We start from the raw sequence: 14,844 nt of genomic DNA, 5'->3' as shown, positions 1-14,844 counted from the left end.
AGTCTGGAGCAATGTTCCAACGATCTCAGCGCCCTGACCGACAGTGAGGCGGCTGCTCTCTGCGGTCTGCTGCGGGCCCGCATCCTGGATGTGGTCTCCCGCACCGGCGGCCATCTGGCCTCCAGTCTGGGGGCGGTAGAGCTGATTGTTGCCATTCATCGCGTATTTGATACCGGCCGGGACCGGCTGGTGTTTGACGTGGGCCACCAGTGTTATGCCCATAAGATCCTCACCGGCCGCAACGCCGCCATGGAGACTCTGCGCTCCTTCGGTGGCCTGGCCGGTTATCCCAAACCCACCGAGAGCGACACCGACGCATTCATCGCAGGTCACGCCTCCAACTCGGTGTCGGTGGCCCTTGGAATGGCAAGGGTAAGAACTTTACAGCATAAAGACTACAGTGTGTTGGCCCTGATTGGTGACGGCGCCCTCACCGGCGGCCTGGCCTATGAGGGACTGTCTGACGCAGGGGACAGCAAGGAGCCCCTTATCGTCATTCTCAACGACAACGGGATGTCCATCACCAAGAGCGTGGGCGGCGTGGCCGACCATCTGGCCCGCCAGCGGCTCAAGCCTCAGTATCTCCGCTTCAAGCGGGGCTACCGGAAGGTGATGGGGGCAACTGCTCTGGGGCGTGGGATCTACAAAGTGACCCATAAGGTCAAGACCGCCATCAAGGAGACCCTGCTGCCTTGCAGTCTCTTTGAGGATATGGGCTTTACCTACCTGGGGCCGGTGGACGGCCATGATGTGAAGCGGCTGACCCGGCTGCTCAAGTATGCCCGAGACCTGAAAGGCCCTGTGCTGCTCCACGTCAGAACTGTAAAGGGGAAAGGCTATACACCTGCTGAGCGCAACCCGGATCAATTTCATGGTGTGGGCCGCTTTTGTGTAGAGACCGGCGAGGTGCTGAAGGGCGGCGGTACCAATTTCTCCGCTGTCTTTGGACAGACCCTTTGCAAGATGGCGGAGGAGGACCCCAGGCTGTGTGCCATTACCGCCGCCATGCAGGGAGGAACAGGACTCAACACCTTTGCCACCCGATTCCCGGACCGGTTCTTTGATGTGGGCATTGCCGAAGGCCATGCGGTGGCAATGTCCGCCGGTATGGCCAAGCAGGGCATGATCCCGGTTTTTGCGGTGTATTCCTCCTTCCTTCAGCGGGCCTATGATATGCTAATCCATGATGTGGCCCTTCAGGGCCTTCATGTGGTCTTTGCCATTGATCGGGCCGGGCTGGTGGGAGAGGACGGTGAGACCCACCACGGTGTCTTTGACCCTGCCTTTCTGGATACGGTGCCCGGCATGACAGTGCTGTGCCCCTCCAGCTATGCTGAGCTGGAGTCGATGCTTCGATATGCCATCTATGAGGTAAAGGGGCCGGTGGCGGTCCGCTATCCCCGGGGTGGCCAGGGGGACTATCAGGAGGATTCCGGATTGGTCAGCACCGCAGTGCTGCGTGCTGGCAAGGATATTACCTTGACAGGATACGGTATCACAGTCAATGCGCTGCTGGACTGTGCCCGGCGGCTGGAGGCCGACGGTATCCAGGCCCAGGTACTCAAGCTCAATAGCATCACGCCCCTGGACTGGGCGCCGGTGGCAGCCTCGGCGGCGGAAACCGGGCGGCTGCTGGTGGCAGAGGAAGCTGCCCCAGGCAACTGTGTGGGGCAGCGGCTGGCTGCAAAGCTGCTGGAGCGGGGTGTTGCTGCAAAGGTGGCCATTGTCAACACCGGGCCCGGCTTTGTCACCCACGGGCCTGTGTCCCAGCTGAGAACCCTGTGCGGCCTGGATGGGGCGTCCCTGTATAAAACAGCGTTGGAGGTCTGCGGACATGGCAATTGTTAAAAAAAGACTGGACGTGCTGTTGGTGGAGCGGGGGCTGGCGGAGAGCCGTCAGCGGGCCCAGGCCATCATTATGAGCGGCCAGGTCTATGTAAAAGAGCAGAAGGTGGACAAGGCCGGGGCTCAGATCCCAGAGGATGCACCTGTGGAGGTGCGTGGGCAGACCCTGGCCTATGTGAGCCGGGGCGGACTGAAGCTGGAGAAGGCTATGAAAACCTTTGAGGGCATCCATCTGGCCGGGGCGGTGTGCGGCGATATCGGCGCCTCCACCGGCGGCTTTACCGACTGTATGCTCCAAAATGGAGCGGTCAAGGTATACGCTGTGGACGTGGGCTACGGCCAGTTGGCCTGGTCCCTCCGCAGCGATGAGCGAGTGATATGCCTGGAGCGCACCAATGCCCGCTATCTGACCCATGAGCAGATCCCTGATGAGCTGGACTTTGCCAGCGTGGACGTGTCCTTCATCTCCCTGAAGCTGATTCTGCCTGCCCTCCGTGGCCTGCTCAAGCCGGACGGCCAGGCGGTGTGCCTGGTGAAGCCTCAGTTTGAGGCCGGCCGGGAAAAGGTGGGTAAGAAGGGCGTGGTGCGGGACCCCGCCGTCCACCTGGAAGTGATCCGGCAATTTCTCAAGAATGCCGCTGATGCGGATTTTACTGTAAAGGATATGACCTTTTCACCAATCAGAGGACCCGAGGGCAACATTGAGTACCTGGGACACCTGTTGGCCGGGGGAGGCGGAGCCTCCTGGACCGGCGATCCGGCAGCCCTGGTAGAGGCATCCCACGCGGCCCTGGAAGGAGCCGGACAATGAAAGTAGTGTTGAGCCCCAACCCCTATCGGGACCGGGGATTGAAGGCCGCCCAGGCGGCGGAGAAGATTCTGAAAGCCGCCGGGGTGGAGACCGCCATCTGCCTGCCCTTTGCGGTGGAGGGGGGAAACATCGAATTTCCCAAGCACATCCAGTTCAAGCAGACCGAGGAGGAGCTGAAGGACGCGGATATTCTGGTGTGCTTCGGCGGAGACGGCACCATTCTCCATGCCGCCAAGGATGCCAACCAGCACCATGTGCCCATTCTGGGCGTCAACCTGGGCAGCGTGGGCTTTATGGCGGAGCTGGAACTGGGGGAACTGTCCATGCTCTCCAAGCTGCCCGCCGGAAAGTATGCTGTAGAGGACCGCATGATGCTGGATGTGACGGTGCGGCGGGACGGCAAGGTGATCTATTCTGACATCGCCCTCAACGACGCCGCCCTCACCAAGGGGGCGGTGGCCCGGGTGGTGGATCTGGAGGTGCTGGGGGATAAGACCACCATCACCAGGATGTCTGCCGACGGTGTGGTCATCAGCACTCCCACCGGATCTACCGCATATTCCATGTCGGCAGGCGGCCCCATCGTGGAGCCTACGGCGGAAAACATCATCGTTACGCCCATCTGTCCTCACGCCCTGTCTGCCCGGTCCTTTGTGCTGGGCCATGAGCGGACGGTGTCCATCAAGCTGGGCCGGATGGCCCGCAAGACCGCCTTTTTGTCGGTGGATGGAGGGAAAGCCTTCAAACTCAATGGCGGCGATGTGGTGGAGACCAAGATGTCCAAATCCAAAACCAGACTGGTTCGGGTGACCGGCCGGACATTCTATGAGATTTTGAATCATAAATTGGGAGGTGCGTAAGCCATGAAAGCGAAACGGCAGCAGGAGATTTTGCGGATCATTGCGGAGCAGGATATTGATACCCAGGATCAGCTTCTGACAGAGCTGCGGGCCAGGGGGGTGCAGTCCACCCAGGCCACCATTTCCCGGGACATCAAGGAACTCCACCTCATTAAGGAACTGACCGGATACGGGACCTATCGTTACGCCGTTTCGGAGCGGAAGGCCTCCCTGAATATCGCGGGACGGCTGCGTACCATCTTCAAGGAGGGTGTTACCTCCTTTGATGTGGCTCAGAATATCGTGGTTTTGAAAACCATGCCCGGTCTGGCCTCTGCGGCCTGCGCCGCCATTGACGGCATGGATATTTCCAGCCTGGTGGGCAGCCTGGCGGGAGACGATACCGCCATCCTTATTATGCGCACCAATGAGGACGCTGCCTCCTTCTGCAACGAGATCCATGCCATGCTGAAATGAGACTTCAAAAAAGTGACAAAGTCACTTTTTTGAGCAGGATGCAGCCCGCTACGCGCAGAATTTGTCCATCTTTGATGGATAAATTCCACACTTGCGGTCTGAGAAGTGTTTTTGGCTACGCGCATGTCGCAGCCAAAAACGGTTTTCGATTTTATTGCGCCGCCTGCGGGCGGCGCAACTCTGCGAGGCTTTTTTAATCAACGTGCCTTTCTAGGGTGGTGGCCTATATGCTTTCTTTGCTGCACATTGAAAATATTGCGGTGATCCAGACGGCGGACATCCAGTTTGACAAGGGATTTAACGTCCTCACCGGCGAGACCGGCGCGGGCAAGTCCATTGTGGTGGATGCCATCGGGGCCATCATCGGGGAGCGCACCAGCCGGGATCTGATCCGTACCGGGGCAAAGTCCTCCCTGGTCAACGCGGTGTTTACCGGCCTGCCAGAGCTGGACTGGTTCCGGGAGAACGGCGTAGGCCCCGACGAGGAGGGCAATCTGCTCATCCAGCGGGAGATCCAGCCCGACGGGAAGAACATCTGCCGCATCAATGGCCGGCTCATCACCGTCTCCCAGCTGCGGCAGCTGGGCCGCTTACTGCTCAATATCCACGGCCAGCACGACGGCCAGCAGCTGCTGGACGAGCGGTGTCACCTGGATTATCTGGATGGCTTTGGCGCCACCGGGGAAGAACTGGCGGCCTACCGGATCTGTTATGACAAACTGGCCGCCATCCGCCGGGAGATCTCATCCCTCCGGATGGACGAGGCGGAGAAGGCCCGGCGCATTGACAGCCTGGAGTTTCAGATCGGCGAACTGGAGCGGGCTGAACTGCGGAGCGGGGAAGAGGAGGAGCTGACGGAGCGGCGGGATTTGCTGCGCAATGCCGGTAAGCTGATGGAGAGCGTGGAAGGGGCTCATCTGGCCCTGTCCGGTGATGATGAACGGGAAGGAGCCGCCGCCCTGCTGGGGGAGGCGGAGCAGTCCCTTCATGCCGCCGGCCGCATTAGCACCCAGGCCGCCGAGCTGTTGGAAAAGCTGGTGGAACTCCGCTGCGCTGCCGACGACATCGCTGAGCAGATCCGGGATCTGCGGGACGCCTTTGACTTTGAACCGGGGGAGCTGGACCAGATCGAGAGCCGGTTGGACGTACTCCACCGGCTGAAGAAGAAGTACGGCGATTCGGTGGACGAGATGCTGGACTATCTGGACCGCTGCAAAAAGGAACTGGACGAGATCCAGTTCTCTACCGATACCATTGCCCGGCTGGAGAAGGAGCAGTCCAAGGCCCTGGCCGACGCCAGAAAGGCGGCGGAGACCCTCAGCCAGAGTAGAAAGAAGGCGGCCAAGGCGCTGGAACAGCGGATTCAGAGTGAATTGGCCCAGCTGGATATGCCCAAGGTCCGGTTCCAGGTGGAGTTTGGACCAAAGCCGGGGGAGTTCGCTATGGATGACACCGGCATGGACGAGGTGCAGTTCCTTATGTCCGCCAATGTAGGCGAGGACCTGAAGCCCATCCAGAAGATTGCCTCCGGCGGTGAGCTGGCCCGCATCATGCTGGCCCTGAAAAATGTGCTGGCGGAAAACGATCAGGTGGGCACCATGGTCTTTGACGAGGTGGATACCGGTGTATCCGGCCGGGCGGCCCAGAAGGTGGCGGAAAAGCTGGCCGATGTGGCCCACGCCAAGCAGGTACTGTGTGTTACCCATCTGCCTCAGCTGGCCGCCATGGCCGACGTCCACTTCTCCGTGGAGAAGGGGGAGCGGGGCGGTCGGACCTATACCCAGGTGGAGCGGCTGACCCGTCAGCGCCGGTGCGAGGAGCTGGCCCGGCTTACCTCCGGCGAGCACATCACCGACGCCACCCTTGGCGCCGCCGGGGAGCTGCTGGACAGTGCGGAGGCCTACAAGAAACTACACAAAAGCTAGATTTTGTTGAGTACCCCTTTTCTGCTTGACAAACGGAACAAGAGCGATTATAATCCTCATCAATATGACACTGCGATGACAGGGAGAAGTACCAACCCCCGTCCCGCCCAGAGAACCCCCGGTTTGGTGAGAGGGGGAGGGGACAGGCTGGGAAATACACTCTGGAGCAGCCGCCTGAACAGGGGAGACCCCCAGTAGGGCCGTGTCGGGTGCGCCCGTTATCGCGCCGCCGTGTGTTGGCACGGCATGAGGCCGTTTTTGCGAGAAAACGGCGAACCAGAGGTGGTACCGCGTTTTTACGCCCTCTGTCCGAACGGACAGAGGGCTTTTTGCATGAAAGGGGGATTTTGTGGATCGGAATGTCTGTACCCGCTGCGGCGGGGAGATGGCTTGCATTGGACAGCATTTTCTGAAAAAAGGTGTGCCGGGCTGGCATTTGAGAGGGAATCTTGAGCGGAACGGGATGGAAGATTTAATGCCTGTGGAGCTATGGTGTTGCCAGAGCTGCCAACACCTAGATTTTTATCTGTCGGGAAGCATCTCTCAGGATGAGGGATCGGGCATTGCTCAGGTCCCCTGCCCCCACTGCGGAATCCTCCACGACATGGATGACGCCAAGTGTCCCCACTGCGGAAAGCGGTTATACTGATGACTACACCATTGAGATAAAGGAGAATGAACATGACTTGTTACGAAGAACTGAAGGCCCGTGGCCTCATTGCCCAGGTCACCAACGAGGAGGAGATCTCCAAGATGATCAACGAGGGCAAGGCCGTCTTTTACATCGGCTTTGACCCTACCGCCGACTCCCTCCATGTGGGTCACTTCATGGCTCTGTGCCTGATGAAGCGGCTCCAGATGGCGGGCAACCGTCCTATCGCCCTCATCGGCGGCGGCACCGGCTACATCGGTGACCCCTCCGGCCGTACCGATATGCGCAACATGATGACCCCGGAGACCATCCAGCACAACTGTGACTGCTTTAAGAAGCAGATGGAGCGTTTCATCGAGTTCGGCGAGGGCAAGGCCCAGATGGTGAACAACGCCGAGTGGCTCCTCAAGCTCAACTACATTGAGCTGCTCCGTGAGGTGGGCGCCTGCTTCTCCGTCAACAATATGCTGCGGGCTGAGTGCTACAAGCAGCGCATGGAGAAGGGCCTCTCCTTCCTGGAGTTCAACTACATGATCATGCAGTCCTACGACTTCTACCATCTGTTCCAGCACTACGGCTGCAATATGCAGTTCGGCGGCGACGACCAGTGGTCCAATATGCTGGGCGGCACCGAGCTGATCCGCCGCAAGCTGGGCAAGGACGCCCACGCCATGACCATCACGCTGCTGCTCAACTCCGAGGGCAAGAAGATGGGCAAGACCGCCAAGGGCGCCGTGTGGCTGGACCCCAACAAGACCAGCCCCTATGAGTTCTACCAGTACTGGCGCAACGTGGGCGACGGCGATGTGCTCAAGTGCCTGCGGATGCTCACCTTCCTGCCTCTGGAACAGATCGACGAGATGGACAAGTGGGAGGGCAGCCAGCTCAACACCGCCAAGGAGATCCTGGCCTTTGAGCTGACCAAGCTGGTTCACGGCGAGGAGGAGGCCCAAAAGGCCCAGGATGCTGCCAAGGCCCTGTTTGTGGGCGGCGGCGATATGAGCAACGTGCCCTCCACCGCCCTGGAGGCTGGTGCGCTCACCGACGGCGCCATCGGTATTCTGGATCTGATGCTGGCCTGTAAGCTGGCGCCCTCCAAGAAGGAGGCCCGCCGCCTCATCGAGCAGGGCGGCGTGGAGCTGGACGGCCAGAAGGTAACGGACGTATACACTGCCGTGACTGCCGAGCAGCTCTCCGGCGACGGTGTCATGATCAAGAAGGGAAAGAAGGTCTTCCACCGGGCCTCTCTGCAGGGCTGAGTGTTCAGGGGCTGCCGTCAGTGGGGCAGCCCCTTTCTTAATTTTACCTGACTTTGGTTGCAGGCGACAAACAGGCATGATACAATAAACCTGTTGGAAGGCTTACCGCCCCGGCAATGTGTGTGGCGGCTGCAAAGGAGGAAGGCACTGTGCCGGAAAAAGAGGACCCGAAGAACAAGAAGAAATGGTACATCCTGGATGGCAGCCATGTGCAGCTGCTCATTGTGCTCATCGTTGCCATCCTGTTCTATGTGGGATTGAACCATTTCAGCGTAGTAACTGTCCGAATCAACCAGTTTATGGGGGTGTTGTCCCCGTTTATCGTGGGCTTTGCCATTGCCTATCTGCTCAATACCCCCATGTGCTTTTTTGAGCGAAAACTCTTTCCCAACCACCGGTTTAAGCGTGCGTTGTCCATTTTGCTGGTCTATGTGCTGGCCTTTGCGGTGGTGGCCATTCTGCTGGGGCTCATCGTGCCTCAGGTGGTACAGAGCGTCAAGGACCTGGCGGGCAATATGCAGACCTACCTGACCAGCCTGGATCAGCTGGTGCAGGATCTGACCGAGCAATTTGATCTGGATGCCGACGCCATCAACGATATGTTCGGTAACTTCCAAAACATGATCAGCAACATGACCGCAAAAGCGGCGGAGGCCCTGCCCCAGCTGCTGGATGTGGGCTTTGCCATCGGCAGCGGCGTGATTGCGGGCATCACCGCTCTGATTTCCTCCATCTATATGCTGGCGGGGAAGGACCGGCTGGTACCCCAGCTGAAAAAGCTCCTCTACGCCACCGTGTCCAAGCGCCGGTCCGACTGGCTGCTGGGGGTATGCGGTCAGGCCAACCGGGTGTTCGTGGGCTTTATCAACGGCAAGATCATCGATTCCGCCATCATCGGCGTGCTCTGTTTCATCCTGTGCGCCATTTTCCGGATCCCCTACCCCATGCTGGTCAGCGTCACCGTGGGCGTCACCAATGTGATCCCCTTCTTTGGCCCCATCATCGGCGCCATTCCCTGTCTGTTTATTCTGGTGATCGTGGACCCCTGGGCCGCCCTGCGGTTCTTTGCCCTGGTCATCGGATTGCAGCAGTTTGACGGCAACATCCTGGGGCCCAAGATCCTGGGCGACAGCACCGGCCTGTCCGCCATCTGGGTGCTCATCTCCATTGTCACCTGCGGCGGCCTGTTTGGCTTCCCTGGCATGATCCTGGGCGTGCCTACCTTCGCTGTGCTCTATGCTTTGGTGCGGGAGTGGGTCAACAAGCGTCTCAAGGCAAAAAAAATCGACGGCAACGGTAAGCCCCTGGAGGAGCAGCCCCAAACGCCGCCGGACAAAGAATGAAAAAAGACCGCCCATTAAGCGCGGTGAGATAAGAAAACAAGCAAAAGCCCTTAAATCATCGCGTTTATGGACAGCGGGCAAACAGGTTACAAGTGAATAACCAAGCAAAAGGGACGTTATCGAGAGATAGCGTCCCTTTCTGCATACCACGCCACAGCTTGAAATAAGTTGTGGCGTTTTTTTATGCTCGCAGGAAAGGAGGCGCAGCCGGAATGTATTTCACAGAGGGCAAGCAGCGGGCGTTTGAACTGCTCATGCAGCAGAAGCCGGGATTTGACCGCTATCAATCCGGCTGTGCCGGAGGTGATGAAGATTGCGGCACTTGCCGTTTCTACCGCCCACAATGGAAATATGAGTTTTGCGTTTTCAAAGAGTGTCCCTACTGCCCCGGCAAGAGGACGCGGAAAACGCCCGCCAGCATGGACAAATAGACGGGTAAAAAGCCTTACGCCATGCGGCTTTGCAGACGCGAAAACGGCAAAGGGCATATTGCAATACCAAAACAGCCGAAAACGGCTTTCTAAGCGAGCAGATCACCCGCAGCGGGGAAACCGATTTGAAGCGTTGCGCGGTATGCGGCAGCACGTTTGCGGCGGGCAGCAACCGGGCGAAATACTGCCCCGATTGCGCGGCAAAGATACGCCGCAGACAGAAAGCGGAAAGTGAGAGAAACAGGCGTTTACGGATAAAAACAACTACATAGCAAGCACAGCAAACGAGTACCCGTTTGCGAGAAATGCCCGCGCTGCTCTATGGGAAGCGCGGGCATTTTGCTTGTTGGGATAGTCCCAAACCCTTATATGACCGAGAAAGGACGTGATGAAACAATATGCCGTACACTTCATACGACCATGACAAATTAGAAGCCGCCGAAACCATGCGGATAGAACGCCGGATATATTTTGAAGCAAAGGACGGGGATATTGCCCCTTATTCTTCCTTGCCGATTGCGCAGCTACTTTCCATGCGCAGCGAAAGCGCGGCGGCAGAACAGACGATTTTTGACGACCTCAAAGAACGCGCCGCCGCATGGGAAGAACAGGCGGGAAGAACGCTTTTGCTGGATAAAGCACTTGAATATGTGAGAACGCCGCACGTCCAGCACACCGCTAATGAGTGGCAGAAAAATGAATATGACCGATATACCCGCAGCAACCGGGTATATCAGATGAATTACTACATTTACGAAAATACCCGCTACAACCAAGAAGCGCAGAAATCTATCCCGTATTCATGGACGCTTACATGGAGCGTGCGAACCAACAGCCCAAGCAGAACCCAAGCGAAGATTGCCGGACAGGACAGAAAGGTTTTCACCGATAAGGCGGCTATGGATATGCTTTTGTGTCGCTTCGGTCAACGACAAGAATATACCCGTCTATCGCCATTTTACGGAAGTATGCCCCATACTGCTTTATGGGAAGCTGCTTCATCTTCTCGTCGATCAGCCGCTTTTCTTCTTCCGTAACGTAAAACTTCATCTGTATATTTCTCTTTCGGTTTTCCATTTCCGCACCGCCTTTCGGTATAAGGGTTTGGGATTATCCCAACAAGCATTTTCCGCAAACGGGTACTCGTTTGCTGTGCTTGCTATCTACTCCATACCCCCACCGAAAGGCGGTATTTGTTGCGCGTTCCTTTGATTTTGGACGCAAAAAAAGATTGCAGCCGCCATGCGCTGCAATCTCCCGATTTCTCATATTGTGAGGTTAATCCTCTGCTTTTTCGACTTCCGTTATCTCCCTTGCTGTTGCGGTTACAATCCGTATGCCTTTATCGCTCATACCGTCCAGCAGCGCGTCAAGCTGCCGCCGCCCGGTGGATTTCTCCGCATTGCTGTTCGGGAAGAAAAATTGATCTACCGAAATATGATACCGGGTTACAAGGTCATAGAATACCTGTAAACTCGGCTGTTGTCCCTTGTTCTCGATATTCGCAAGGTAGCGCGGGGAAATATATAACTCGTCGCTTACCTTTTTGCGGCTCTCGCCGTATTCATTTCTCGCGGCTTTTATAGCTGCCCCGAAAGCCTTAAAGTCGTACAATGGTACGGGTCTTTTTGCCATTTTCATTCACCCTGTTACATTTTACAGTTCACCTTTCTTTTTGGATATGTCCACACAATTCATATCATTAGGTTAAATACTTCCTGTTGTGTATTGACAGTAGACTGATTTTCTGATAAAATAAAATTTATGTAAAAGGAGGCGGCGTTTATGTTGCATAGTATGCGTATTAGATAAGCATTGAAAAAAAGGATTTTCCCATTTTCAACATGGGCTTTTTTGTCATGCTTATTTTGCGGATGCTATACAAAAAACTAACGACGTATAGATATAGTATAGACATAGTGCAAGCTATGCCTTAGTTTTGTTGTACTGCTCTGTGCATTATAAATGCAGGTCAATGCTCATGTTGAGGATTGACCTGCATTTTTTTGTGTAAAAAGGACGAGTGAAATATAATGCTTAAAAAATATTGGATAAAATGTCCGATTTGTAACGGAAAGACGAGAGTTCAAGTATTTCATAATACTGTATTAAAAGATTTTCCTCTTTTCTGCCCTAAATGCAAATTGACGCATATCATTGATGTAGAAAAATTAGAGATTGTAATCAAAAATACAGAAAAACAAACTTTTATTATTTAGAAGAAAGGATATAAAAATGAAACGTTTACCTAAATATACGCCTGCGGAAGTACGGAATGATCCATACGGATTTACTTACAAAGAAATGTCGGAAGTTATTGGCGAGAATGAAGCAAAAGCCTTATATGAAGAATTATATAAGCAATTACCACGCAAAAAAAATCTATCAATGTTGGTAAAAAATATTTGCAAAAGCAGTGATACTGAAAAGTATGTTTACGAACTGAAAGACAACAAATACATTGAAACGGTTTTTATCAAGCGGCGAGATGGTGGAACTGTTTGCGTGAGCACACAAGTCGGTTGTCCTGTTGGTTGTATTTTTTGTGAGTCCGGGCGAAATGGCTTTGTTCGTAATCTAACATCGTCAGAAATCGTACAACAGATTATATTGTTGCGTCGAAAAGTAAACCGTATCGTTTTTATGGGTATGGGAGAGCCTTTATTCAATTATGACAACTTGATAAAAGCAATCCATATTCTCCGAGATAGATATGGGCTCAACTTTCCAACCGACGGCATTACCATATCAACAGTTGGTCCGGTCGATCAATTAAAAAAATTGCGCGAGGAACATCTTAAAATTCAGTTGACAATATCTTTACACGCAGCAACACAATCTGCAAGAAATCGTATTATTCCTCACATGCGCATATATGCTATTGAAGATGTTGTTAAGCAAGCCTTATCCTATTCTGAAAGGCATAATCGCAAAATTGTCTTTGCGTATTTGCTTTTACCGGGTATAAATGACCGGCCCTCAGATGTAAGACAACTTGCAAAATGGTTTCGGGGCAAAAAAGTTATGATTAACGTGTTACAATACAACCCAACAAGCAATTCAAGAATTAAAGCACCACAGAAACGGGAAATAGTTGCATTCAAACATCAATTAGAGCAAGCAGGACTTGAAGTTACTATGAGAGTTTCTCATGGCAGAGAGATTAACGCGGCTTGTGGACAGTTAGCTAACACATATAATAAATTCAAAAAAAAATGATTAAAAGTGCCAGACGCATAGACGCAGAGCCGATAACGCATTAGGTCAAAAAACCTATGTGTTATCGGCTTTTTTATTTAATATTGCGCAAAAGCCGCTGTTCCCTATTATAGAATGGATTGCGGGTAGTGTATTAAAGTCGCCCTTTTTTAAGGATACGGCGGTATCGGGGAGGTATCGCCGTGTCCATTTTTATTTACTGTAACCCGCCTAATGCTTTGCGGTCAAAAAAAGCTATGCTCCGCAAGCGGGATATTCCGGCTATGAATGTGAACTGTCAATACATTTAGCTACTGCTTACATTTCCTTTGCGCCCGTCCGCGTCTTGCGGACGGGCGCATTTTGCTTTTTTCAACTTTTTTCTGAAAAGCGCACTCAAGAGCCATCTCCCGAACGGGTACGGAGCGAAAGGGGCAGAGAGGACAAGCCCTTAACTCCCGTCCTCTACTCCACGCGGGAAGGAGGTGAACTCTATGGAGCTATCTTCTTCCGACAAGGAAAGAATACAACATCAGTACGACGCATTAGCAAAGAAAACTTTGGTCGGCGAAGCGAAAAGCCACCGCCGCACTCTTGCGAAACGCGCAGCACGCGAAGTTACTTTTTCGGATTTGAGCGAAAGCGAACTCGCGCAGCTTTTCACAACGGACGAATACGAAAGCGATTATTTCCGTTTTCAAGTGTCCGGCTTTGATGTACTCGTCAAAAATGAACTGCTTGCCGAAGCCCTTAACGCTTTGCCCGAAAGGAAACGCGACATTATCCTTTTGTCCTACTTCTTGGATATGAGCGACGCGGAAATTGGCGAACTGCTGAATGTTGTACGCACGACGGTTTTCCGGCACAGGAAATCCGCGCTTGCGAAAATCAAACAGTATTTGGAGGGAAAAGCAGATGATGAATACCGTTAGGAAATCTGAAAATCTGTTGCCGTTCCCTGTCATTTCCGCAGCGGCAAACGGCGACACAACCGCCATGTGCGCGATCTTGAAGCATTACGAGGGTTACATAGCGAAACTTTGTACCCGCACGCTGAAAGACGACGCGGGCAATACCTATTCCTATGTGGACGAGGAAATGCGTAACAGGCTGCAAGTGCGCCTTATTACCCGCACCCTTGCTTTTCATGTAGGATAATCTTTTAGCCCATGCGGGGAGCGTGTCCCCTTTCCACGATTCCCGTTATGGGCTATTTGTCGTTCCGCAAAAGCATATCCGCTGTTGATGTGCTTTTGCAGGCCGACAAAGCCTATTGTAACTTGACAAAGAAAGCGACCTTTGGTGCGCAGCATAACAGGCAAACGGGTACATTCCGTCTGTACCGAGCCGGGCGGCGGGTACGCCATGACGCTTTTCCCCTACGGGGAAAAGCCGAGCGAGAACTACTGAGCCGCAAAACAAGTTTAGCAGCTTGTGGGCGACGACATACAAGGCGGCACAATGATACTCCCGCGTTGAACACCCTCAAAGTATTGCGCGGCGCACCCATAAGCATGGGCCGGGGTGAAACTCCCGTGAGGTTGCAGCTAACAACCGCCCGTTTTGCCTTTTCAGTTTATATTCTCTTTCTATCCCACGAAAGGGGGATTTTCTACTATGGAACAAACAAATAAGCAAGAAGCAAAATCCCCGATTGTACGCGAATACAAGATCGGGGATATAACCTATATCGTCAAAGCCGTTGTAAAAGACGGTGTAAGAGAGGACGCCGCGACAAAGGTACGCCGCCTAATCCACAATGACCTAAAACAAGAAAAAAGCCCGGTATAATGCCGAAATTACTCTCCTATTGCAGACGGGCGGCGGGTTTTGTGGTATAATATATATGAACCTGTTTGTCCGGCTGTCGGAATAGGAGGTAACATGAAACAGCCGGATAAATTGACCGCATACTATTTTCGTGCGGCACTTCAAACAGATACTTTGTACCTTGCTACGAAAATAAGTAGCGAGGGCGTGAACCTTGACAAACAGGCTTTCAACGCCTCATGAAAAACCATCGCAGCACAAAAAGCGGCAGGCCAAAACCTGTCGCCGGCCGAA

Annotated in this window: 14 protein-coding genes, 4 pseudogenes and 1 other annotated feature; of the genes and pseudogenes, 16 read left to right on the top strand and 2 right to left on the bottom strand. The window is 54.1% G+C overall.

The features are described 5' to 3' along the window. The first annotated feature begins 3 nt into the window (after window positions 1-3). The 10 genes and pseudogenes from dxs to B5G40_RS05760 all read left to right on the top strand — a co-directional run. Window positions 4-1,848: a 1-deoxy-D-xylulose-5-phosphate synthase gene (gene dxs, locus B5G40_RS05805; RefSeq protein ID WP_087399038.1), complete on the top strand. Its 1,845-nt coding sequence runs from the start codon at window positions 4-6 to the stop codon at window positions 1,846-1,848. Next, window positions 1,835-2,656, top strand: a complete 822-nt coding sequence (locus tag B5G40_RS05800; RefSeq protein WP_087399037.1) for a TlyA family RNA methyltransferase — start codon at window positions 1,835-1,837, stop codon at window positions 2,654-2,656. Before dxs ends, B5G40_RS05800 begins: the two co-directional genes overlap by 14 nt. Next, window positions 2,653-3,516 (top strand): NAD(+)/NADH kinase, encoded by an 864-nt coding sequence (locus B5G40_RS05795; protein WP_087399036.1) that lies wholly within the window; start codon window positions 2,653-2,655, stop codon window positions 3,514-3,516. Before B5G40_RS05800 ends, B5G40_RS05795 begins: the two co-directional genes overlap by 4 nt. A gap of 3 nt (window positions 3,517-3,519) precedes the next feature. Then, on the top strand, window positions 3,520-3,972 hold the full coding sequence (locus tag B5G40_RS05790) for an arginine repressor (RefSeq protein ID WP_087188051.1): 453 nt from the start codon (window positions 3,520-3,522) through the stop codon (window positions 3,970-3,972). Window positions 3,973-4,199: 227 nt separating this feature from the next. Continuing rightward, window positions 4,200-5,897: a DNA repair protein RecN gene (gene recN, locus B5G40_RS05785; RefSeq protein WP_087329028.1), complete on the top strand. Its 1,698-nt coding sequence runs from the start codon at window positions 4,200-4,202 to the stop codon at window positions 5,895-5,897. Window positions 5,898-5,963: 66 nt separating this feature from the next. Further along, window positions 5,964-6,206, top strand: a binding site (T-box leader). 372 nt (window positions 6,207-6,578) lie between these two features. Next, window positions 6,579-7,808: a tyrosine--tRNA ligase gene (gene tyrS, locus B5G40_RS05780; RefSeq protein ID WP_087266440.1), complete on the top strand. Its 1,230-nt coding sequence runs from the start codon at window positions 6,579-6,581 to the stop codon at window positions 7,806-7,808. A gap of 149 nt (window positions 7,809-7,957) precedes the next feature. Continuing rightward, the gene (locus tag B5G40_RS05775) at window positions 7,958-9,151 is read left to right on the top strand and encodes an AI-2E family transporter (protein WP_242958856.1); all 1,194 of its coding nucleotides are present in this window, start codon (window positions 7,958-7,960) and stop codon (window positions 9,149-9,151) included. 212 nt (window positions 9,152-9,363) lie between these two features. Continuing rightward, window positions 9,364-9,552: pseudogene (locus B5G40_RS05770) on the top strand (hypothetical protein); the annotation flags it as partial. Window positions 9,553-9,677: 125 nt separating this feature from the next. Next, window positions 9,678-9,854, top strand: a pseudogene (locus tag B5G40_RS17535) (conjugal transfer protein); the annotation flags it as partial. A 126-nt stretch (window positions 9,855-9,980) separates the two neighbouring features. Further along, window positions 9,981-10,487: pseudogene (locus B5G40_RS05760) on the top strand (antirestriction protein); the annotation flags it as partial. On the opposite strand, the pseudogene B5G40_RS17295 reads toward B5G40_RS05760, so the two are convergent. Then, window positions 10,486-10,659: pseudogene (locus tag B5G40_RS17295) on the bottom strand (plasmid mobilization relaxosome protein MobC); the annotation flags it as partial. The pseudogenes B5G40_RS05760 and B5G40_RS17295 overlap by 2 nt on opposite strands. Before the next feature lie 201 nt (window positions 10,660-10,860). Continuing rightward, window positions 10,861-11,217 carry a helix-turn-helix transcriptional regulator gene (locus B5G40_RS05750; RefSeq protein WP_002584957.1) on the bottom strand — a complete coding sequence of 119 codons (357 nt, stop codon included), beginning with the start codon at window positions 11,215-11,217 and terminating at the stop codon, window positions 10,861-10,863. 398 nt (window positions 11,218-11,615) lie between these two features. On the opposite strand from B5G40_RS05750, the gene B5G40_RS05745 reads away from it, so the two are divergent. From B5G40_RS05745 to B5G40_RS17455, 6 genes are all read left to right on the top strand, one after another. Then, window positions 11,616-11,801 (top strand): cysteine-rich KTR domain-containing protein, encoded by a 186-nt coding sequence (locus B5G40_RS05745; protein ID WP_003431289.1) that lies wholly within the window; start codon window positions 11,616-11,618, stop codon window positions 11,799-11,801. A 16-nt stretch (window positions 11,802-11,817) separates the two neighbouring features. Next, entirely contained in the window at window positions 11,818-12,801 is a 984-nt protein-coding gene (gene rlmN / locus B5G40_RS05740) for a 23S rRNA (adenine(2503)-C(2))-methyltransferase RlmN (RefSeq protein ID WP_002584956.1), read from the top strand. Between the two features lie 473 nt (window positions 12,802-13,274). Continuing rightward, the gene (locus B5G40_RS05735; RefSeq protein ID WP_002604474.1) at window positions 13,275-13,712 is read left to right on the top strand and encodes a sigma-70 family RNA polymerase sigma factor; all 438 of its coding nucleotides are present in this window, start codon (window positions 13,275-13,277) and stop codon (window positions 13,710-13,712) included. Continuing rightward, entirely contained in the window at window positions 13,696-13,938 is a 243-nt protein-coding gene (locus tag B5G40_RS05730) for a helix-turn-helix domain-containing protein (protein WP_002604473.1), read from the top strand. The genes B5G40_RS05735 and B5G40_RS05730 overlap by 17 nt, the downstream gene beginning before the upstream one ends. A 459-nt stretch (window positions 13,939-14,397) precedes the next feature. Then, window positions 14,398-14,571, top strand: coding sequence for a transposon-encoded TnpW family protein (locus B5G40_RS05720; protein ID WP_021639554.1), 174 nt, complete (start codon window positions 14,398-14,400; stop codon window positions 14,569-14,571). A gap of 93 nt (window positions 14,572-14,664) precedes the next feature. Then, window positions 14,665-14,793, top strand: coding sequence for a hypothetical protein (locus B5G40_RS17455; RefSeq protein WP_275533058.1), 129 nt, complete (start codon window positions 14,665-14,667; stop codon window positions 14,791-14,793). The last annotated feature ends 51 nt before the right edge of the window (window positions 14,794-14,844 follow it).

Source organism: Flavonifractor sp. An9 (genome assembly GCF_002161245.1).
Taxonomy (GTDB): domain Bacteria; phylum Bacillota; class Clostridia; order Oscillospirales; family Oscillospiraceae; genus Flavonifractor; species Flavonifractor avicola.
This window is presented reverse-complemented; position numbering and strand designations above follow the sequence as displayed.